Here is a 23,728-nt window from a genome sequence, read left to right as displayed (position 1 = left end):
ATCGATATTTTATTTAGATTAGCTTTATACCAGTATAAACTTTTCTGAATGCCGTCCATGCGTAAAGCAACCATATACCTGATCCTCCTTGTTGCGTGTAATTTAACCTACCGCCAGGCTAATGGACAAACACCAACAAAATTTACCTATATCAATACCGACAACGGATTATCTCAAAATAGCGTTTATTCGATTTTAAAAGATAAAGAGGGTTATATGTGGTTTGCAACCGGCGATGGGTTGAACAAATACGACGGCAAAAAATTCACGATATTCCATAAAGACCATCACGACCATGGCAGTATATCGGGCAATTCCATTAATGTGATTTATGAGGATAAACGAGGAAACCTTTGGGTTGGCACCAATGAAGGGTTAAGTCGTTACGACCGGAAGAAGAATAAATTTATTAATTACTATAGCGACACAAACAACCCACAAACGCTTAGTGACAATTTTGTTGGTGCTATACAGGAAGATGCAAAGGGAAACCTCTGGGTAGGCACCTATAAAAACCTGAACATCATAAACATGGATACCTGGAAAATAACCCGGGTATTGGCCATTCCAAACCAAGCCGGAAGCCTCAGCCATGCCAATGTTACCACCATCATAAAAGATACCAAAGGACGCATGTGGGTGGGTACTGGTTTCGGACTTAACTTATACGATGCTGATACCCGCAAATTCAGCACTTTCTATCAAAAAGGTACAAAAGCTAATTTAACAAGTAATAATTACATCCATTCAATTGCCGATGATGGCCGCGGAAACCTGTGGCTGTCGACAAAAGGTGATGGCATCCAAAAATTTAACCCTGAAACAGGCACATTTAGTACTTTTACCCACAGTCCTAAAGACCCCAATAGCCTTAGCCATAACCTCACCTATACTATTACAGCCCTAAAAAATGGCAATCTTTGGATTGGCACAGAGAACGGCTTAGATCTTTATAACCCGGCAACAAATACTTTCAAGCACCTGACAAATTCACCTAAAGATAAATTTAGTATAACCAGGGGCTCTATTCGAAAAGTATATTTAGACAATGTGGGCATTTTATGGGTTTCTGTCTATTTAGGAGGAATCAGTAAGTATGATAAAAACCTGGTTTTATTTGACAAACAGCTTAATGAAAACCGGGAAGGCGAACCTTACAAGATTGTCAGTTCTTTTGCTGATGCCGGACGGGATCACATGTGGATAGGCCTTGACCGATCAGGAATCAAATTATTCGACAAAAAAACCAGGGTTTTTAAAAGCTACGTCAACGAGCCTGGTAACCCACAATCCCTGTCTAGCAACCATGTCATTACGCTGTTAAAAAGTAAATACAAACCCCAGCACCTATGGGTGGGCACCTATGAAGGTGGACTCAACCTGTTTAATACGGCAACAAGAAAATTTAGCAGTTATACCAAAAACCGGGGTGCTTTTCGCTTAAGCGACAACAACGTTTTTGCTTTAATGGAAGACCGCAATAACCAGCTCTGGATTGGCACCAATGGTGGTGGTGTGAATGTATTAGACCTGGCTACCCAGAAAATAACGGTTTACAAACATAACGAATTGGACAGCAATAGCGTGAGCAATGATGTGATCCGCGATTTTCATGAACGCCGGAACGGCGATATCTGGATTGCTACCTACAATGGCGGCATCAGCATCTATCATCCGAAAACCAATAGTTTCAGTCACCTCAATAAATTAAACAGTAAGTTGTCCAATGATATTGTTTATAATATACATGAAGACCAGCATGGTGTCATTTGGGTGGGCACACTTGGCGGCGGACTGAATATATACCATCCGAACAGCAACACATTTAGTCACTTCACCACTGCCGAGGGCCTGCCGAGTAATACCATAAACAGCATTAGTGAAGATGCCCAAGGTTTCCTGTGGCTTACCACAAATAATGGCGTAAGTCGTTTTCACCCTAAAACTCAAAAATTCAAAAACTTTGGTCTGCAGAACGGCCTGCAAAACAAAGAATATTACCTTAATGCCGGTTTTATATCCAGTACTGGCGGTCTTTACATGGGTGGCATTAATGGCTTTAATGTCATTTACCCACATGATATACGGGAAAACAAAAACATTCCTCCTATAGTTATTACCGACTTTCAGCTCTTTAACCAGTCGCAGGGTGCGCTAGCCAATGGCGATACACTGAAATTAGACCATCGACAATCGGTGCTTACCTTTACTTTTGCGGCACTCGACTTCACCATCCCCGAACAAAACAGTTATGCCTATAGGTTGGAAGGTTTTGAGGAAGGCTGGAATGAGACGGGAACTTTAAATAAAGCTACTTACACCAACCTCAACCCCGGCAGTTACACCTTCAAGGTAATCGCCGCAAACAATGATGGCATATGGAATGAGGAAGGCATTACCATTCACATAGACATTATGCCCCCTTTTTACATGACCTGGTGGTTTAAAACGCTTGTAGCTGTACTGATCTGCCTGACATTTTATGGTATTTACCTCCTGCGCATCAGGAAGATTGAGGCCCAAAAATTGGTCTTGGAACGGTTAGTGGAAGAACGTACAGAAGAAATTCAAAAACAGACAGAGGAGCTTCAAGCTACTGCAGAAGAAATCCAGATGCAGTCGGAAGAACTGCAGGACCAGACGGAAGTTTTACAACGTTTAAATGAGGACCTGGAACAGCAACGTTTTCAGGAACAAAAAGCACGTGAGGAGGCAGAGCTGGCGCATGAAGCTGCCGAGCGGGCTAACCAGGCAAAGAGTGTATTCCTGGCCACCATGAGCCATGAAATTCGTACGCCCATGAATGGGGTCATCGGCATGGCATCACTGCTCAATGACACCAAGCTTACGCCAGAACAGGCCGATTACGCCAGCACCATTATTAACAGTGGCGAGGCCTTGTTAAACATCATCAATGGCATACTCGATTTTTCTAAAATAGAATCCGGAAAAATGGAACTTGATGTGCAGGATTTCCACCTCAGGACCTGTATTGAAGATGTATTAGACCTTTTTGGACCTGCAGCAGCAGCAGCCAAGATCGACCTCATTTACCAGCTTGATCCCCGAATTCCTGAACTTCTGATGAGTGATAGCATGCGATTGCGACAAATCCTAATCAACCTTACAGGCAATGCCATAAAATTTACCCCGCAAGGCGAAGTATTTCTAAATGTAACCCTGACAACGGAAACGGAGATGGTGGCCACCTTGTTTTTTGAAGTGATTGACACCGGCATCGGTATTTCTGCCGAGCAGCTGCCCAATTTATTTAAACCTTTTTCGCAGTTAGATTCCTCCACCACCCGTAAATATGGGGGCACCGGACTAGGATTGGCCATTAGTGAAAGGCTGATCAAATTAATGGGTGGCCATATTAACGTGGTCAGTACAGAAGGAAAAGGCACCGTGTTTAGTTTTTCTATTCCTTGCGAAATTCCTGCACAGGAACGCATTGAAGCCAGTCGCCTCCCCAATGTTAGTGGTAAACGTATTTTAATTGTTGATGACAACGAAACCAACCTTAAAGTACTGGATGCACAGCTGGCTTACTGGGGGCTGGAAGCCTTTCTTGCCCGCTCGGGTGCTGAAGCCCTTTCCATGCTCAAACAAGGTTTACTGGTAGACCTGGTGATTACCGATATGCTGATGCCCGATATGGATGGTATTGGTTTAAGTGAATTCATAAAGGCCGATTACCCGCAGTTAGCTATCATCCTGCTTAGCTCAGTCGATGATACCACACGCAACAGCCATCCCCATTTATTTAATGCGACTTTAACCAAACCGGTGAAGCGCAGTTATTTAAATCAGGCCATTCAGGCAGAACTTAAACACCAGGCGCAGCCCGTGGTTTATGCAGAAAAACCTGCAAACGTTATCAGCGAGGAATTCGCTAAAAATTATCCTTTAACCATTTTGGTAGCTGAAGACAACCTGATTAACCAGAAGCTGATCCTTCGGGTTCTGAATAAACTAGGGTATGAGCCTGTACTAGTAGAAAACGGCGAAGAGGTGTTGACTTACCTGGCCGCCAACACTTGCGATGTGATATTAATGGATATTCAGATGCCTAAGCTAGACGGACTGGAAACCACCCGGAGTATTAGGGCTAACTTAAACCTGCCGCAGCCATATATCATTGCGATGACTGCAAATGCCATGACTGAAGATGAGGAAAATTGCCAGCAGGCGGGTATGGACCAGTACATTTCCAAGCCTTTTAAAATGGAGTTACTTACCAAATTCCTGGTATTGGGGCACCAGGGGCTGCAGAAATTATAAATTCTAAATATTAACTTGCAGAATATATTCTAAAATGATCGATATCTGTTGTATAGGGCACCTTACGGCCGACAAAGTAGTGACCACAAGTTCAACGATGTACATGCCCGGAGGTACGGCTTATTATTTTTCTTTTCCGTTTTGTAAACTTGATGTAAATTATCTTCTGGTTACTGCCCTTGCATTAGAGGAAATGAACTACGTAACCGAACTGCGCGACCATGGGATAGAAGTGGTGGTACAACAAAGTTCGCATACGGTTAACTTTGAGAACATCTACAGCGAAAACCAGGATTATCGCACACAAAATGTTTTACAACTAGCCGATCCATTTAGCGAAGCATTCCTGCTGCCCATACAGGCAAAACTATTTCACCTCGGTCCGTTATTACCCGATGACATCTCCGTAGGGCTGATCAAAAGTTTAGCCGCAAAAGGCAAAATAAGTCTGGATGCACAAGGCTACCTCAGGGAAGTGATTGACCAGAAAGTATATCCCAGAGATTGGCCTGAAAAAATTGAGGCGCTGCGATATGTTGATATCCTGAAAACTGATGAAGGCGAACTGGCGGCATTGACCGGATGCACCGATGTGCGGGAAGGCGCCAGAATGGTAGCCGATTGGGGGGTAAAGGAAGTGATCATCACCAATGGCAGCCAGGGCTCATTAATCTATTACGAGGGTATATTTTACACCATTCCTGCGTTTCCACCTCAGGTTATTGTGGATGCCACCGGATGCGGCGACACCTACATGGCAGGTTATTTATACCAGCGCTGCAAAGGCGCCGACGTGCAGCAGGCCGGTACATTTGCGGCCGCCTTAGCCAGCAAGAAAATGGAAGCCGCGGGTCCGTTTAAGGGTGATCCTTTTTCCAGCTGATCGCTATGCGAAGCGGATCCTACAGCTACTAATCCCTATTCCCCTTTTAAATGAATTTCTTGATTCAGGGTTTTCAGTACCCGCACCTTTCTACTTTAAAGAAATTAAGGTTGAACTTGACATGACCTACACCTGAAACCATATTCAATAGCAGATGAATACGTATTACATCCAAGTATTTGCTGGAAAAACATGGTTCTAACTTGGACTTATGTTGGACTTAACTCGGACTTACGTGTACCCAATATCAAGCTTTTCTTCGTATACTAGTAAGGGTTGCAGGGTTTTTAAAGGTAATTTTCCATCCTGATCATTAATTTAAAAGCATTAAAAAACGTATATTTAAATGTTTTTTTGCTATTAAGCAAATACGATTTTCGTTTAGGACTTTATAAAAACAGCCGTCCGGTTACTAATTACCCCAAACTTCTTTGCAACATCAAGAAAATAATATCTTTGCCTCATTGAAAAAGGTCGCTACCATATGTATTGCCGTCACGCTTTTCGTCTTTTCCACTGGTTTACAGGAATTGGCCAAGCTGCCCGTGCTGTTTCAGCATTATTTTGAGCACCAGACCTTAAATCAGGAGATCACTTTCACCAATTACCTATGGGACCACTACAACAGCGTTCCCCATACCGATGCTGATCAGGATCGCGATAGCCAGCTTCCATTTAAATCGATGGATAAAAGCGGCAGTGGCTTAGTTAGCCTGGATATTATGCCTGGCAACGCCTATCCCATTAACGTATTATCACAAACACTGCTGCTCACCCCCTCTATTTACACCGGGCATTATATTCCTGACGCAGCTGGTGCCAAAATCTGGCAACCCCCTAAAGTAACGATTTATTCTTAAACCAAGCAGGCACCTAATGCCCTGCTTTTTTATTGTATTAGAATAAATCAAATCAATTTTTCATGCTGAATAAAATTATTGGGTTTTCTGTAAAGAATAAACTCATTGTTGCGCTATTTACGTTGGCGCTGGTGATCTATGGCGCCTTTGAACTGACCAAACTGCCTATAGATGCGGTACCAGACATTACCAATAACCAGGTACAGATTATAACCTCCGCGCCCTCTTATGGCGCCACAGATATTGAAAGGTTGGTTACCTTTCCCGTAGAACAAGCCAGCAGCAATATTGCTGGCCTGAATGAAATCAGAAGTTACAGTCGCTTCGGACTATCATTGGTGACGCTGGTCTTTAACGACGATGTTGACATATACTGGGCCCGGCAGCAGGTTTCTGAACGCCTGACCACCGTTCAGGCGAACATTCCTGATGGGATAGGAAAACCTGAAATGGGGCCTATATCTACAGGTTTGGGCGAAATTTACCAGTATGTGGTGAAACCAAAAAAGGGTTATGAAGACAAATTCGACATGACGGAGCTGCGCACTATTCAGGATTGGATGGTGAGGCGCCAGTTGCTAGGTGTTCGTGGTGTGGCAGAAGTGAGCAGTTTTGGTGGCAAGCTTAAACAATATGAAGTAGCCATTAACCCGAATAAACTTCAGGCCTATGGCATTACCATTTCCGACGTATTTAATGCCCTGGAAAGTAATAATGAGAACACCGGCGGCTCTTACATTGAAAAGCAATCGACGGTATTATACATCAGAAGTGAAGGACTGATTGAGAACAAAGATGACATTGAAAATGTGGTCATCAAAAATACCGGCAATGGCGTACCGCTGCTTATTCGTGATGTGGCGGAAGTAAAAATTGGTGCTGCAACGCGTTATGGCGCCCTGATTTACAACGATCAGGGAGAGGTTTCCGGTGCCATTGTGATGATGCTTAAAGGCGCCAACAGCAATGTTGTGATTGAAAGCATTAAATCAAAAATTGCGGAAATTCAGAAAACTTTGCCTGAAGGCGTGGAAATTGAACCTTTCCTAGACCGGACGGACATGGTAAGCAACGCCATTAGCACCGTGCAGACCAATTTACTGGAAGGTGCCCTGATTGTGGTGTTTGTGTTGGTTTTGTTTCTGGGCAACATGCGTGCAGGCTTATTGGTAGCCTCGGTAATTCCCCTTTCTATGTTGTTTGCCATTATCATGATGAATCTCTTTGGCGTAAGCGGTAACCTGATGAGCCTTGGTGCCTTAGATTTCGGATTGATTGTAGATGGGGCTGTCATTATTGTAGAGGCTATTATGCACCAGCTAGGTCATAGCAAAAGGTTTGCAGGACTGACCATGCTGAGTCAGAAAGACATGGATACGGAAGTGAAAAGCGCTTCTTCAAAAATGATGAACAGTGCTGTATTTGGCCAAATCATTATCCTGATTGTATACCTGCCCATTTTTAGCCTGGAAGGCATAGAAGGAAAAATGTTTAAACCCATGGCACAAACGGTTGCTTTTGCTTTATTAGGGGCATTTATCCTATCGCTCACCTATATTCCGATGATGAGCAGCCTGGTGTTAAGCAAGAAAATCAGTGTGAAGAAAACGATCTCAGACCGCTTGATGGAGAAGGTGGAGCATGGCTATCGCAAGCTGTTGCAGCGTGCCTTATTAATTCCAAAAGCGATTATAGCCTTAGTAGTAACCCTATTTATTTTTGCTGTATTTCTACTGAGCCGCATGGGCGGAGAATTTATCCCCTCTATTGAAGAAGGTGACTATGCCGTAGAAACTCGCGTACTGTCGGGTAGCAGTTTGAACACCACCATTGAGAATGTTCAAAAAGTATCGGCTATCCTTAAATCCAGGTTTCCGGAGGTGGAAAACATTGTGACAAAAATAGGCAGTAGTGAGGTGCCCACGGAACCATTACCCATGGACATGGGTGATATGATCATTAACCTGAAGAAGAAAAACGAATGGACGTCGGCCAAATCATTTGATGAGCTATCAGAAAAGATGAGCAAAGCCGCAGCTGAGGTGCCAGGTGTAACCACCAGCTTTCAGTTTCCGGTACAGATGCGATTTAACGAGCTGATGACAGGTGCACGCCAGGATGTGGTGGTCAAGCTATTTGGTGAAGACTTTGATACGTTGGGTGTTTATGCCAAAAAGATTGGGGAGCTGGTTCGCAAGGTGGAGGGCGCTACGGAGCTTTATGTAGAACAGATTACGGGCACCCCACAGATTGTGATTAAGTATAATCGACAGGCTATTGCCCAATATGGCCTTAATGTAGCGGATATCAATAAAAATATTAACGCCGCTTTTGCCGGGCAGAGCACAGGAACCGTGTTTGAGGGCGAAAAACGCTTTGAGCTGGTGGTAAGGCTTCAACAGGCGCAACGTACCGATATCAGTGATGTACAGAACCTGCTTATTCCCACTCCTACAGGGGTTCAGATCCCTTTACACCAGGTTGCAATGGTATCATTGGTGGACAGCCCCAGCCAGATTCAACGTGAAGATACCAAGAGACGCATCCTGGTTGGATTTAACGTAAGCAACCGCGATGTGGAAAGCATTGTTAACGAAGTCCAGGAAAAAGTGGAACAACAAATTAAGTTGCCAGCTGGCTATACCATCAGTTATGGAGGATCCTTTGAAAACCTAAATGAAGCGAAGTCACGTTTGTCCGTCGCCGTACCGGTATCCCTGGTGCTGATTTTCCTTTTGCTCTATTTCGCTTTCGACTCCATCAAATATGGTTTACTAATCTACACGGCCATTCCATTATCGGCCATTGGCGGCATCTTTTTATTGGCTTTAAGGGGTATGCCCTTTAGCATCAGTGCTGGCGTAGGTTTCATTGCCCTCTTTGGTATTGCCGTGCTCAACGGTATTGTACTGGTGGCCGAATTTAACCGCATTAAAAAAACAGGAGAAACAGATATGAAAACAGTTGTTGTACAGGGTACCATTACCCGACTCAGGCCTGTGTTGATGACCGCCTTTGTGGCCTCTTTAGGGTTTTTACCTATGGCATTAAGCAACGGCGCGGGTGCATCGGTACAACGGCCACTGGCAACGGTGGTTATTGGCGGATTGATGATTGCTACCTTGCTTACCCTTTTTGTGCTTCCTATTTTATACATCAGTTTTGAAAAAGGAATTAAAAAGGTGAAGCCTAAAAAAGTGATGGCCAGCCTGGTCTTTATGCTAATGAGCCTGGCTGCGCTTCCGGCAAATGCCCAAACAACAATAGGTTTAGAAGAAGCATTGGATAGCGCCATGAAAGGCAACCTGCTCCTTAAAAATGAACGCTTAAAAGCGATGGAAGCACAAGAGCGGATTAATACGGGGGCGGACCTACAGAAGACCAGTTTAACGGGTGAATACGGAAAATTCAACAGCTCCCTGGTGGATAATGCTTTTGGCGTAAGCCAAAAGCTGAGCCTTCCGGCAGTATACCGCAGGCAAAAAGATAAACTGGCGGAGGAGCACCAATCGGCACTAATTAATGTGGATTTGCAGCAAGCGGTGATTCGCAAAAACACCAGCACTGTATTTTATGCTTTATTGGTTACGCAACAGAAAATGCAGCTATTGAAATCATTAGACAGCACCTACCGGGAGTTTTTACGGATTGCAACATTGAGGTTTAAATCAGGCGAAACCAATAACCTGGAGCACGCGAGTGCCGAAAACCAACTCATCCAGGTAGGGAACCAGATGAAAGTGCTGGACAAAGAAGAGAATAAGTTGCAGCAACAATTGATGTTATTAACAAACAGCGCTGTACCGAGGCAGCCCGTATCGGCAGATTTTAAAGTGCAGGCTCCCGTATTAGACCGCCAGTTATTGAATAATCACCCCTTATTAAAAGCTTACCAGCAGCAGGAAAAAGTCGCCGATGCGGCCATTAGGGTAGAAAAATCGAAGTTACTTCCAGAAATCAGTCTGGGATATCGAAACATGAGCATACAGGATGGAATTAATTTCGACCGGGGTTCACGATTCCATTCTTTCCTGTTCGGATTGGAAATACCGGTATTTTCTGGTGCACAGCAAGCGAAAATCAGGTCTTCAAAAACCGCCCGAATGATTAGCAACAATGAAACCGAATGGGCAACAAAGCAGCTAAAAGCTGAATTGGAGAGTGCCTGGCAAGCTTACCAGACCAATGCCGCCATGGTACATGATTTTGAAAGCCTTGCCTTAAAAAATGCAGTGACCATGACACAGACGCTAAAAAAACAGCTTGGTCAGGGTGAAATTAACTACCTGGAGTGGACGGTACTTAACCAGCAGGCCCTATCGCTAAGGATGGATTATTTTAACGCAGTGAATGAACTGAACAACAGTATGATACAATTGAATTATCTTTTATCGAACTAATATGAAATTTTGCATTAACACCTTATATACGTTACTTATTTGCGTGGCTGTTTATGGCTGCGGTACAGACGCTAAACCTGTAGCTAAAAATATTCCGGCAACTGCTGATGAGACTCTGGTACAGCTAAGTCCTGAACAGGCCAAACAAATTAACCTTCAGCTTGAGGAAGTAAAACCCCGGAAAATGAGCAGTATCCTGAAGTTAAGCGGACAAATTGATGTGCCGCCACAAAACCTTGTTTCGATCAGCATCCCACTGGGTGGTTACTTAAAATTTACGAAGATGCTACCGGGTACACAGGTAAAAAAAGGGCAGCTGCTGGGTGTTTTTGAGGATGCGCAATACATACAATTGCAGCAGGAATACCTGAGTGCGAAAAACAAGCTTAGCTACGCCAGCAAAGAATATGACAGGCAAAAAGCGTTGAACCAGTCGAAAGCGAGTAGCGACAAAGTATTGCAACAGGCAGAAAATGAATACCGCAACCTTAATATTGAAAGCAAGGGGCTGGCCGAAAAGCTGAGGTTGATTGGCCTTAACCCAGGAAAGCTGAATGAAAACAACATTGGCCGAACCATTAATGTGTATTCGCCCATCGATGGATTTGTGAGTAAAGTGAATGTAAATATTGGTAAATATGTTACCCCTTCTGATGTAATTTTCGAGTTGGTAAACCCAAGCGATATCCATTTAAGTATGATCGTTTTCGAGAAAGACCTTCCAAAAATTGGGATCGGACAGCGGGTGATGGCGTTTAGCAATGCAAATCCGCAGAAAAAATACAGAACGGAAGTGATATTAGTGAGCCATTCATTAAACAGTGAAAGAAATACGGAGGTCCATTGTCATTTTGAAGATTACGATAAAAGTTTGGTGCCGGGCATGTATATGAATGCTGAGGTGGAATTAAATAGCGTGGAACAGGACGCTTTGCCTAATGAGGCCATCGTTAATTTTGAAAACAGGGATTATGTTTTTGTGGAAACTGGCAAGAATACTTACCAGATGACGGAGGTTAAAAAAGGGAAAACGGAGGAAGGTTTTAGTGCAGTAGAGGAAAGCTTGAAAGGGAAAAAGATGGTGGTGAAAGGTGCTTATTCTTTACTGATGAAGTTAAAAAACACGGTGGAAGAGTAAAATTTGAAAAGCATTTATAACTAAAAGCGCCCGCTATCAAACAACATGTTTGATAGCGGGCGTTGTATTTAATAAGATTGTGAGTTTAAATGGAACTAAAAAGTTCTATGTTTCTTTCCATCTTTATCTGTTGTAAAAAATACTCATCATGAGACACAACAAGTAATGTTCCCTGATACTCATTTATAGCATTGGTAAGGATCTCTGTATTCTGAATATCCAAATTATTGGTTGGCTCATCAAGTATAATGAAATCGGGTGATTGTTGACTTATGGTTAAAGCACAAAGAGTTAATCGCATTTTTTCACCACCACTAAGTACCTGGCAAGGCTTATCCCAATCTGCCATTGTAAACAGAAATCTATTTAAGCGGGTTTTGATTTCATGTTCATGTAATTCGCCTGTATTAAACTGCTGCATCCGTTCATACACAGTCAGGCAACTATCTACTAAGGAGTAATTTTGATCAATATATACAGCCCTTAAAGACATCCGTTCTAAGCTTCCTCTACTTGGCTCGAGATCACCCAAAATTAATTTTATTATGGTTGTTTTACCTACGCCATTTTTTCCTTTGAGTGCAAGACGTTCTCCGCTCCTAAGCTGGAAATCTAAATTTTTATCCCAAAGAAGTTTTCCATGATACCCAAAGTTGACCTCTTTTGCATTAATTAATAATTTGCCTTTATGAAGACCCGAATTTGTAAAATCCATTTTCATTTTATCCCGTTCCGGTAAGGCCATACGCAATTGAGTTAGTTCTTTTGAAAAATGATCCAGTTTCTCTGCATGTATACCTTTTAACTTAGCTGTACTTCTTTCCGCACTGTTTTTTAATGCTTTCATTACAATAGTCGGCATCCCAGCGTTTTCCTGTTTTCTCTTACCTCTGGCATCCAATTTCTGTTGCCGTTCCATTGATTCCCGTTCTATATCTATGGCTTTACGAAGTGATTTCTCTTTACTTTTTACGGTTTGATTTAATGCTTCCGTTTCTCGCCTTTTCTGCTCAACATAAAAATCATAATTCCCGCCATATAGCGTTATTCCCTGTTTATCTAGTTCATAAACATGGTCCAGAAGATTTAGCAAATTCCGATCATGGCTAACCACCAATAGGGTATGCCTGGTGTTTTTAATATAATGATACAATTGGTTTCGGCTCCACATATCTAAATGGTTTGTTGGCTCATCCATGAGTACAATTTCAGGTTGATGGATTTCGATTCCAGCAAGGAATACGCAAGTTTTCTGGCCACCACTTAAGCTTTCCATTTTTTGGTTTAAATTTATCTCCTCTAGATTCCAATGGCAAAGCGCTTCCTTACATCGCGCTTCAATTGTCCAATCATTGTTAAGTAAATCCATGTTTTCAATGGTAGCATGGCCTTCCAAAATTTGGTTTAGTGCATTTAATTTGTCGTTTACTTGTAGTACTTTGGCAATGGTATACCCATCATATTGACCAAAGAGTTGGGGAATATAATATGGCTTGGATTCAGTCCATACCGATCCGGCAGAAGGAAGTAAATCTCCCTCTATAAGTTTTAAAAGGGTAGACTTACCTACTCCATTGTTGCCAATTAATGCCGCTTTATTGTGTTTATTGAGAACTAGATTTAAAAATGAGAATAATAAATCTTTATTTGGGTGTGTATAGGATACCCCTTGTAGACTTAGCATAATTTCTTTATTAAAAATGAATAATTACATGAACCAAGGTTATCGGTTATGTTTATATTTTAGAAAAAGAAATTATATCCTACATTGATGAGGTGGTTTGATGGAATTCAAAAATAGCAAAAATAATTAAATCATAGTGGCAAAGTCGGTGTTAGTGCGCAGCATAAAAAAATCTCTTCTGCTTTCACTTTAAAAACAAGTAATTTAGTTGGGTGAAAAATCTGTTCCCGTTGCTACTTCTTTGCTTCTTGTTTTCCTGTTCCAAACAAGAAAATAGCCAACCTGATCCGCTATCAAAACTAAATTATGATAAGGCTTATGACTTTTTTGATGAAAGTCGTTACGACAGCGCATTTTATTATTACAGTAAAGTAATTTCCTCAAATGCTGATAGTTTGATAATTGGAAAATCGTTATTTAATATGGCAATAATCCAATCCATACAGGGTGATTACTTCGGAAGTGATGAATCTGCCGTGAAATCACTTCCTTATTTCAGGGGGGATAATACCTCTTATCTTTCTACAATTTATAATACCATTGCGATAAACAAAAACGATTTAAAAAACTACAAGGATGCGATAACCTGGTATAAAAAAGCAACGGCTATAAGCTATGATGATCGTGACAGTCTCATGTTTCAAAATAATCTTGCAGTTGCGCATTTCAAGATCAAGAATTACGACACGGCTAAAACCATCTACCAAAAGCTGCTTGCCAACGATACAGTCAAAAACAACACGTCATTGCTAACTAAGGTCATTGATAATTACGCGTACACTAAATGGCTACAAGACCCTAGTTACAAGGCTGCCCCTGAATTGTTAAAAGCGCTGTCCATTCGCGAAGAACAAAAGGATTTATGGGGCCAAAATGCCAGTTATTCTCACTTGATGGAATATTATAGCAAAAGCCAACCAGATTCGGCACTACATTATGCTAACAAAATGTATGATGGAGCAACTATGCTGAATAGTGCAAACGATCGGCTCACTGCACTTAAAAAGCTAATTAAGTTAGGTCCAAATATAGCCGCCAAAACAAACTTTGAAATTTACCAAAAGCTAGGCGATAGTTTGCAAACTGCTCGGAATGCAGCAAAGAACCAATTTGCAATTATCCGATACGAAACGGAAAAACATAAAGCAGATAACCTGCTATTGCAACAAGAGAATACGGAGAGAAGATACCAGTTGATTGCAATTCTGGCCAGTACATTATTAATATTGCTGTTAAGTGTTTTCTGGTATAAAAAAAGAAAGCGAAAGTTAGAAGCAGATGCACAACATGCGATTCGGGAAAGTAAACTTAAAACATCAAAAAGAGTACATGATGTGGTGGCCAACGGCTTATATCGTGTTATGACGGAGATGGAAAACCAGGAACATGTGAATAAAGATCGTATGTTGGATAAGATAGAGGCACTTTATGAGAAATCGAGGGACATCTCCTATGAGGACGACGAGCAGATTACTACGGCTTTCCATCAGAAAGTATCAGAACTCCTCACCTCTTTTGCCACAGAAAACACAAAAATACTTATCGCTGGGAATGCAGCTGATTTGTGGGAAAAAGTGAATGCAAGTGTAAAGTATGAGGTAGACCACATCCTGCAGGAACTGCTGGTCAACATGAAAAAACACAGCAAGGCGACTAATGTTGCAGTAAGATTTGAGCAAAAGGAAAATCTGATTTATGTGTATTATACTGACAATGGGGTGGGCATGAATGAAACGACTAGGTTTAACAACGGCCTGCGGAATACGGGAAACCGTATAGATAGCATAAAAGGAGCCATTACCTTTGACACAAAAGCAGAAAAAGGAATGAGAATCCAGTTCTCATTTCCGCTATCCTAATCTTATCCATGATGTTCAAAAGAGTATTAATTGCAGAGGACCACGAAATGACCAGTATTTCTGTTAGGAAAACGCTGGACGAATTGGGCATCGCTCAAACCGAATACACCTATTATTGTGATGATGCCTACTTGCAGATTAAAAAGAGCGTTGGCAGTGAGCAGCCTTTTGATTTACTGATCACAGACCTTTCCTTTGAAGAAGATCACCGGAAACAGGTGCTTAGCGGTGGCGTAGCATTGATTAGCGCGGTTAAAGCGATACAGCCCCACATTAAAATACTTGTTTTTTCTGCGGAGAATAAAGGGGCAGTAATTGATTTACTTTTTAAAGATCTTGGTATCAATGCATATGTTCGCAAAGCAAGAAACGATGCCAAAGACTTGAAGTTGGGCATCGAAGCCATATCAAAGAATAAAACTTACCTGTCTGCCAACTTGAAACCTATCATAAAGCAAAAGAACGCGTATGAATTTTCAGCATTCGATATTACTATTATTTCTCAATTATCACAGGGCACCTTGCAAAAAGACATTCCTATTTACCTCCAACAAAATAACATCAAGCCTTCAGGTTTAAGCAGTGTAGAAAAGCGCCTGAACCTGATGAAAGAGGTACTGGAATTCACTAAAAATGAGCAATTAGTAGCCTATTGCAAAGATTTCGGCATTATTTAAGCATTACGGTTTCCCGTAAGGAATAGCAGATGTGTTGTTTTACTTTTGAGAACAAACTAACGCTAGAACTTTAGGCACAATGGACTTAAAAATTTAATATCTAAACCATAGATAACTATTAAAACGCATGAGCTCTCGAAAAAATGTAGAGATTGACTTCAATTTATTAGCTAACTATTAGTCAATCTCGCATTTTGGCTTAAAAACAATTTGTTTTTAAGGTCTAATGTTCCAAAAATTACCTAGAAAATTAACCTATTATTCGCTCTCCTCACACGTGAAAAATCAAACTTTAATTTGCCTGACTTTCGCAATTCTTTGTCTACTCAATTTAAGCTCATGCGCCGCAGCAGGTTCCACATCTTCTGAAGCCGGCTTTTTTTCAGGCATTATCCATGGCGTCGTTTTATTTCCGTTTGCATTGCTTGCAAAATTATTTGGAATGGACTATAGCTTGTATGCAGAACACAATAGTGGTTTTTCTTATTGGATTGGCTATGTAATAGGCATTGGGGGGCTAGGCACGGGGGGAAGAGCTGCATTATAGCAACTTAAAGTTAATGGAATCTTTGCGGTAAGTCTTCATGTAATCCAATATTTAATCAATAAAAAAGGAGGCTATTAAGCCTCCTTTCATACCAAAAAACAGCTAGAAACTTGCGCCCCTACCTGAACAAAAGTTTGATAAAAAATTATTAGCTGAAACCACGAGCGCCGAAGAAGAAATCACGCAAACGTTTGCAGGTATATTCTAGCAAAAAGTCTTCTATATTTAGCAGATGTCCTTAAATGCGTTGACAGATGATGAATTAGTAGCCTTATTTAAGTCCGGCAATCAAAATGCGTTCGCTGAAATTTATGAGCGCTACTGGTCAGTCTTATTTCTTCATGCCCGCAACTTACTCCGGGAAAACGAAGAAGCTGCGGATATCGTTCAGGAATTGTTTACTACATTTTGGACAAAAGCAGCATCAATAAACCTTAACCACTCCCTCTCTTCCTATTTCTACAAAGCCGTTCGCAATAAAGTTTTTGACCACCTGAAACATAAGAAGGTGATGAGCGGATATTTAGCATCCATCAATGAGTTTATCAGTGAAGGTCAACTGATTCCAGACATCATCCTAAGAGAAAAGGAACTTGCTGCCATTATTGAAAATGAGATCAACGCCCTCCCCCCAAAAATGCGCGAAGTATTCATCCTGAGCCGTAAACAACATCTTTCCTATCAACAGATTGCGCAGCAATTGAACATTAGTGAACATACGGTGAAAAGCCAGATCAGCAACGCACTAAAAATATTAAGAGTAAAATTAGGCCCATTAATTATACTCATCTTTTTTTAACTGCTCTCTCATACTCTCTTTAAAGTTAGTCGTCTTAACAGTAATTAAGAGGAAACCCCTTCTATGAACCAAATAGAATTCAACACCTTATTAGAAAAATACACTGCCGGAATCTGCAGTCACGAAGAGCTAATGCTATTGGAAAGCTGGTACCTCGCCAAGGCCAAACAAAATCCAGAGCCCTCGCTCAGCGCAGAAGACCTCTATTTCTACAAAAAGGCCATCTGGAAGGACATACAGCGAAATACCCAAAAGACACATCGCCCCCGCTGGCCGGCCATTCTTGCCGCAGCCTCAGTTATACTGATTTTGACCTTCGGTTTTTATCATTTATTTAATCAACAGCTCGAAACAACAACGAAGCCAGCCAAAACCTTAAATAAAGACCTTTTGCCAGGAAGCAACAAAGCGGTATTGATTCTATCCAACGGCAAACAAATCAGCCTGAGCGACTCCACCACGCTCAGCTATAAAAATGGATCCCATCCGCTTGGCTATTCGCCGTCAGGCTATAACACCATACAGACACCTAATGGTGGGCAGTGGCCTTCAATAGAACTACCCGATGGCACCAAAGTCTTTTTGGATGCAGCCTCTTCAGTTACTTTTCCTGTATCCTTCGACAAGGAACGCAAGGTAACCCTTACCGGGCAGGCTTATTTTCAAGTGGTCCATCAATCGAAAAAACCATTCTTTATCACAGTCAAGGGATTAACCATTGAAGATTTAGGAACAGACTTCAATGTCAATGCGCATGATGATGAACCTACTGTCAAAACAACCCTGATAGAGGGGAGTGTCAGTGTCTCCAATAAAAGCCAAAAAATCATCTTAATACCCGGGCAACAAGCCACCGCAACAGCCGGAAACGGGAAGATCATCGCCAGTGAAGCCAATGTAGAAGAGGTGCTGGCATGGAAAAATGGCTTGTTTCAATTCAACCGTACCCCTATTGCTGTCGTTATGCTCCAAATCGCTAGATGGTACAATGTAGATATAGTCTATAAAAATGATGTTTCAAACATCACATTTACTGGTAACCTGCCCCGCAATCTGAAAGCATCCAGACTGCTTGAAATGTTGAGCATCACGGGTCTGCATTTCAACATCGGAGACAAGAAAATAATCGTAAGTGCCAACTAAAAATAAACCAAATATTCATCTAACCAAATACAAAAAATGGAAAATTAGCTACAAAACCCCAGAAGGTTGAAAGGAAAAAAGCTGGAAAGTGGTGGAACACTTCCCAGCAAAAGATCTGAGTTAACCCCCTGTTTTTGTCCTCACGCAAACAGGTAAATGATTATTGAACCAACTATTCGAATTAACCCTAACCCATCACAAATTAATGAAAATTTTATCGGACTATTTAGTCATATCTCAATTATGGCTACCCCCTAAATTATTAAAGGTTATGAAATTAACCCTATTGTTATTGTTGATCTCACTTACACAGCTCAATGCAAAAGTGTACAGTCAGAACATCACACTGGATGAAAAAAATGCAACACTCAAAAAAACCCTTCAATCCATCAGGAATCAAACCGGATACCTGTTAATCTACCAGGATCAGGTTATGGAAAAGGCAAACCTGGTAAGTATTAAAAAGAAAAATATCTCCTTAACGGAGGCATTGAACAGCGTATTCTCCAACCAGCCGCTGTCCTATCAGATTCTGGAAAACACCATTATCATCAAATACAAACCAATTTCAAGCCTAAACAATGAACCCATCATTAACGCGCAGATCAAGGTACAAGGTCGCGTTGTCGATGAAGCCAATATGCCATTACCTGGCGCCAGCATCCGGGTAAAAGGCTCCAGCCTCACGGCAGCGTCCAATACAAACGGCGAATTCTCCATCAACAACGTTCCGGAAGACGCCATTCTCGTGATTTCCTTCATTGGCTATGAAACGAGAGAAATTTCCGTAAAAGCAGACTTGAAATCTATTCAGCTTAATCCCGACAATGCCAATACATTAAACGATGTCGTGGTGGTTGGCTATGGCACCCAAAAAAGGCAGAACGTTACTGCAGCCATCTCACAGGTTAAAGGATCAGAACTGGCAAAAGCACCAGTAGCCAATCTTACCAATTCACTTGTTGGCCGTTTACCTGGGTTAAGAGCTGTTCAAAACAGCGGAGAACCAGGCCAGGACGGTAGCAACATTGACATCAGGGGATTTGGAAATGCATTGGTCATCGTTGATGGGGTACCTTCCGACTTCACGCAGATCGATGCCAATGAAATTGAAAGCTTTTCCATCCTGAAAGATGCATCAGCCGCCGTATATGGTGTACGTGCCGCAAATGGCGTCATCCTGGTCACCACTAAAAAAGGCGGTTTAGGAAAGCCACGGATAAATTATAGCACCTATTATGGTATACAAAATAATTCAACACCTTATCCGGAGCTGGCCAACGCAGGCCTGTTTGCAGAACTGACAAACGAAGGCGCCATCAATGCCTGGGTTAAACAAAACAACCCGGCTGCCGTATTATCGCTACCTTTCAGCAAAGAACAGGTATCCCAGTATAAGGATGGTACGTTAGCCTCTTCGGATTGGTATAACTCTACTATCCGCGACAATGCACCACAGTACTATCAAAACCTAAATGTAGACGGTGGAACTGAAGATGTCAAGTACTTTTTCAATGTTGGCTATTTAGATCAGGATGCCATCTGGAAGAGCAACTCCACCCAATTTAAGCGTTATAACCTCCGCAGTAATTTGAGTGCAAAAATCAACAAACGACTTACAGCAGAACTTAACCTGAGCGGCCGCCTGGAAGACCGCCAAGCGCCAGGTGTAGCTTCCTCACTTATTATGGCCACTATCAAAAGAGAAAGTCCAATTTCTCCAATCTATGCCAATAACAATCCAGATTACCTGGCACCATCCAATGTGCAACAAAATTCGCTGGCGCAAACCGATAGCGAAATTTCAGGCTACAGCTCCAACCGCAAGAAATTCTTCTCCGGTATTGCCCGTTTAACTTATGACCTACCCTGGGTTGATGGTTTGAATGCCAAAGCAACCTATTCTTATCAAAATACAGATACGGAAGGTAAAACATATATCAAAAAATACAACCTTTATAAATACAATACCGCCGCCAATTCCTACGATGTAGACTATACGGCAAACGACCCAAGTAACCTGGGTGTCAACAACAACCATCAGGACGACCAGGCCTTTCAGCTTTCCCTGAACTATGCCAAAAATTTTGGCGGTAAACACAATCTCTCAGGTTTATTGTTATTTGAAAGAACTTCGACCAATACCTCTTATTTATCCGCTTACAGGGAATTTCTCTTAGATAACCTGGATGAGTTATTTGCTGGTGTACCTACCAACCAAAGCAATGATGGCAGTTCCGCACAAATTGCACGTGAAGGTTATGTAGGTAAATTCAATTATGACTATGCAAGCAAATATTTAGTCGAAATGGGCTTCAGGTATGACGGGACTTATAAAGTTGCACCCGAAAACCGCTTCGGATTTTTCCCAAATGTATCTGTGGGCTGGCGCATTAACGAGGAGAACTTCCTGAAAAACGTTACTGCACTAGACAACCTGAAACTAAGGGCATCCTTCGGTAAAGTAGGTGATGATGGTGGTGATGATCCCGGTGCAGCTAACTATATTATTCCCTTCCGTTATATCCCAGGTTATAACTATCCGGCAAACAATTATCAATTCGGCAGTCAGCTTATCCCCGGTCTAATTACTAGTGGTTTAACTAACCCACTGCTTACCTGGTACACTTCCTACACCAGCAATATCGGTTTAGATGTTTCCTTATGGAGTGGCAAACTAAGTGCTTCCGTTGATGTTTTCTATCGCAAAAGAACAGGCTTACTGGCTACCCGCCTCTTAAGTTTGCCAAACACTTTTGGCGCTGCTTTGCCACAGGAAAACCTGAATGGCGACAATACAAGAGGGTTTGAATTGGAACTTTCCCATAAAAATACGGTTGGCAACTGGACGTACAGCATCTCGCCGAACCTTACCTTTAGTCGCAGCAAGTACGGCTATTTAGAACAAAGTGAACAAACCAACTCGCTAAATAACTATCAGGGTAACATGACCGATCGCTGGATGAATATCAGTAGAGGATATGTATCCATCGGGCAGTTCCAGAATCAGCAGGAAATCAACACCTCACCTGTGCAGGACACGCAGGGAAATAAAACACTTTTACCCGGAGATATTCGCTATCAGGATATCAATGGCGACGGGGTGATCGACAGCCGTGACCAAACGGTCATCGGCAGAGGCGCAACACCCGAAATATTTTACGGCCTGAACCTGAATGTCAATTTTAAAAACTTCGACCTGTCTGTGCTCTTACAAGGCGCTGCAAATTTCAACAGGTATTATAGCGAAGAGCTGCAAAACCCTTTCTTTAACAATGCCAACTCCTTAGCCATGTTTTCAGACAGGTGGCACAGAGCTGATCTATATGATACCAATAGTGCATGGATCCCCGGCAAATATCCGTCAACCATGATTTCCGGAACCCCTAACAACCAACGTTATTCTACGTTCTGGATGCAGGATGCTACCTATTTAAGGATTAAAAATGTTGACTTAGGCTACACCTTTTCTAAACACCTGACTGAAAAAATTGGTATGCGTACGGCAAGAATATACGTTTCGGGCCAGAATGTATTCACATTAAGCAAAGTAAAATTTATCGACCCGGAGCAACCCAATGGTCGTGGCAACTTTTATCCACAGCAAAAACTTTGGACATTAGGTTTAAATGTGGGCTTTTAAATAAAAAATTATCATGAAAAAAATTAATATATATCACCTGATGATCGCCCTGGTACTAACGGGAACAGCATCATCATGTAAAAAAGACTTTTTAGACAGGACACCTAAAAACCTGGTTTCCGAAGATGTAGCTTTTGGCAGTGTAAGTGGAATCACGGCATTAACCGTTACACTTTATAACGACATGCAAACCGAGGATTTCAGTTACGAGGTAAGTGATCAGGCTGGTTATCCTTCTACCACTACAGATGAGGCCGTGCGGGCCTATGTTTGGGGCAGCATTAACAATGCGGTAGTAGGCAACTGGTTTGGGAGCTGGGATTATGCCAAGATCAGAAGAGTGAACGATTTCATTGAGAAGATTCCAGCATCCGCTGTAGACGAAACTTCAAAAAAACGCTTTCTTGCCGAAGCCAGATTTATCCGTGCCTTCCATTATTTTGCTTTGGTTAAACGTTATGGCGGTGTGCCCCTGGTAGCCCAGGTGCAGCAGTATCAAACCGGCGATGATGTGCCCGGTCTGGTGGTTTCACGAAACACAGAACAGGAAATTTATGATTTCATTGCCGCAGAATTAGACGCTGCCGTAGCAGACCTTCCTGCCAATTATTCAAGTGATCCAGACAACCAGTTCCGCATCAGTAAATACGGTGCATTGGCGTTAAAAAGCAGGGCCATGCTTTATGCCGCTTCAAGCGCTAAGTACGGTACTTTTCAGCTGAATGGTTTAGTGGGCATCAGCCCTGGACTAGCCGGTGCTTACTGGCAAAAAGCAATGGATGCGTCGAATGAAATTATCACGTCGAATCAATTTTCGCTGTACAACGCCAATGCCGATAAAGCAAGCAATTACCAGCAGTTATTTTTAACCGTAGGTAACTCAGAAGCTATTTTTACCAAGGTCTACTCGGCACCAGACAAAGCACACAGTTTCGATTTTTTTAATGCACCTCAAAGTTTCAAAATAGATTATGGTTGTGCAACCAATCCAACCCTTGAAATGGTTGAAGAATACGAATATATAGACGGCTCGGTGGGCACCCTTAAACTCAATGACAACGCAGGAAAACCTATCGTTTATGACAACCCTGGTGACCTGTTTAAAGGAAAAGACCCGAGAATGTTCGCCACCATTTTAACGCCGTTTGATAGCTGGCAAGGCGGCACCCTTGAAATCAGGAGAGGCGTAATTGACAATGGGGTAAAGAAAACATCAGAAAGTCTTACTGCTGTTTATCCTGTAGGCGGTACATTTACCATCGTCGGTAAAGACGGTCCTTTAACCACCAACGATCCAACAAAAACAGGGTTTTATATTAAAAAATTCATGGACCCTGTTAACCGCGTAAACGACAGCAGATCGACCACCCCTTGGATGGTTTTCCGTTATGGCGAAGTGCTGCTAAACTATGCGGAAGCTGCTTTTGAACTCGGACAGACTGCACAAGCCACAGCCGCCATCAACCAGATCAGAAGCAGAGCTGGAATCACAACGGTTGCTACAGTTAACTTAGAGAAAATCAGACATGAAAGGAAAGTGGAACTGGCTTTTGAAAACCACCGCATTTGGGATTTACGCAGATGGCATACGGCTACGAAAGTATTGAACAATACCCAATTTCATGCCTTGTATCCATGGATTATGTGGCAAAACGGTGTTGACCCAAGTCAGATGAAATATACATTTGAAAAAGCAGTAGCACCAAAACTTACACGTACGTTCCCTGAGAACCTGTACCTGGAGCCACTGCCACAACAAAACCCGCCATACATTCAAAATCCCGGCTACCAATAATCAATCCTTCAAAATT

The 23,728-nt window shown here is 42.1% G+C and carries 13 protein-coding genes; 12 read left to right on the top strand and 1 reads right to left on the bottom strand.

What is annotated here, in order from left to right; all coding sequences use genetic code 11:
- The first annotated feature begins 57 nt into the window (after nucleotides 1-57).
- From IWX76_RS07575 to IWX76_RS07555, 5 genes are all read left to right on the top strand, one after another.
- The gene (locus IWX76_RS07575) at nucleotides 58-4,284 is read left to right on the top strand and encodes a two-component regulator propeller domain-containing protein (RefSeq protein ID WP_196859303.1); all 4,227 of its coding nucleotides are present in this window, start codon (nucleotides 58-60) and stop codon (nucleotides 4,282-4,284) included.
- A gap of 34 nt (nucleotides 4,285-4,318) precedes the next feature.
- Complete coding sequence (locus IWX76_RS07570; protein ID WP_196859302.1) at nucleotides 4,319-5,167, top strand: PfkB family carbohydrate kinase; 849 nt, start codon at nucleotides 4,319-4,321, stop codon at nucleotides 5,165-5,167.
- 464 nt (nucleotides 5,168-5,631) lie between these two features.
- Nucleotides 5,632-6,027: a hypothetical protein gene (locus tag IWX76_RS07565; RefSeq protein WP_196859301.1), complete on the top strand. Its 396-nt coding sequence runs from the start codon at nucleotides 5,632-5,634 to the stop codon at nucleotides 6,025-6,027.
- Nucleotides 6,028-6,089: 62 nt separating this feature from the next.
- Entirely contained in the window at nucleotides 6,090-10,427 is a 4,338-nt protein-coding gene (locus tag IWX76_RS07560) for a CusA/CzcA family heavy metal efflux RND transporter (RefSeq protein ID WP_196859300.1), read from the top strand.
- A gap of 1 nt (nucleotide 10,428) precedes the next feature.
- Complete coding sequence (locus IWX76_RS07555) at nucleotides 10,429-11,565, top strand: efflux RND transporter periplasmic adaptor subunit (protein WP_196859299.1); 1,137 nt, start codon at nucleotides 10,429-10,431, stop codon at nucleotides 11,563-11,565.
- Nucleotides 11,566-11,650: 85 nt separating this feature from the next.
- Here IWX76_RS07555 and abc-f read toward each other — a convergent pair whose 3' ends face one another.
- Complete coding sequence (gene abc-f / locus IWX76_RS07550) at nucleotides 11,651-13,249, bottom strand: ribosomal protection-like ABC-F family protein (RefSeq protein ID WP_196859298.1); 1,599 nt, start codon at nucleotides 13,247-13,249, stop codon at nucleotides 11,651-11,653.
- A gap of 422 nt (nucleotides 13,250-13,671) precedes the next feature.
- Here abc-f and IWX76_RS07545 point away from each other — a divergent pair, with 422 nt between their 5' ends.
- The 7 genes from IWX76_RS07545 (at nucleotide 13,672) to IWX76_RS07515 (ending at nucleotide 23,712) form a co-directional block, all read left to right on the top strand.
- Nucleotides 13,672-15,108 (top strand): tetratricopeptide repeat-containing sensor histidine kinase, encoded by a 1,437-nt coding sequence (locus IWX76_RS07545; protein ID WP_196859297.1) that lies wholly within the window; start codon nucleotides 13,672-13,674, stop codon nucleotides 15,106-15,108.
- 8 nt (nucleotides 15,109-15,116) lie between these two features.
- Nucleotides 15,117-15,785: a response regulator gene (locus IWX76_RS07540; protein WP_334641461.1), complete on the top strand. Its 669-nt coding sequence runs from the start codon at nucleotides 15,117-15,119 to the stop codon at nucleotides 15,783-15,785.
- Nucleotides 15,786-16,011: 226 nt separating this feature from the next.
- Nucleotides 16,012-16,332: a hypothetical protein gene (locus IWX76_RS07535; RefSeq protein ID WP_196859296.1), complete on the top strand. Its 321-nt coding sequence runs from the start codon at nucleotides 16,012-16,014 to the stop codon at nucleotides 16,330-16,332.
- Nucleotides 16,333-16,564: 232 nt separating this feature from the next.
- Complete coding sequence (locus IWX76_RS07530) at nucleotides 16,565-17,131, top strand: RNA polymerase sigma factor (protein ID WP_196859295.1); 567 nt, start codon at nucleotides 16,565-16,567, stop codon at nucleotides 17,129-17,131.
- Nucleotides 17,132-17,194: 63 nt separating this feature from the next.
- Complete coding sequence (locus IWX76_RS07525; RefSeq protein ID WP_196859294.1) at nucleotides 17,195-18,274, top strand: FecR family protein; 1,080 nt, start codon at nucleotides 17,195-17,197, stop codon at nucleotides 18,272-18,274.
- 271 nt (nucleotides 18,275-18,545) lie between these two features.
- The gene (locus tag IWX76_RS07520; RefSeq protein ID WP_196859293.1) at nucleotides 18,546-21,917 is read left to right on the top strand and encodes a TonB-dependent receptor; all 3,372 of its coding nucleotides are present in this window, start codon (nucleotides 18,546-18,548) and stop codon (nucleotides 21,915-21,917) included.
- A gap of 13 nt (nucleotides 21,918-21,930) precedes the next feature.
- Nucleotides 21,931-23,712: a RagB/SusD family nutrient uptake outer membrane protein gene (locus IWX76_RS07515; protein WP_196859292.1), complete on the top strand. Its 1,782-nt coding sequence runs from the start codon at nucleotides 21,931-21,933 to the stop codon at nucleotides 23,710-23,712.
- Nucleotides 23,713-23,728: the final 16 nt, after the last annotated feature.

Origin of the sequence: Pedobacter sp. CAN_A7 (assembly GCF_015752175.1) — a bacterium.
Classification (GTDB): Bacteria; Bacteroidota; Bacteroidia; order Sphingobacteriales; family Sphingobacteriaceae; genus Pedobacter.
The sequence above is the reverse complement of the archived record's forward strand: the minus strand, read 5'-3'. Positions and strand labels throughout refer to the sequence as shown.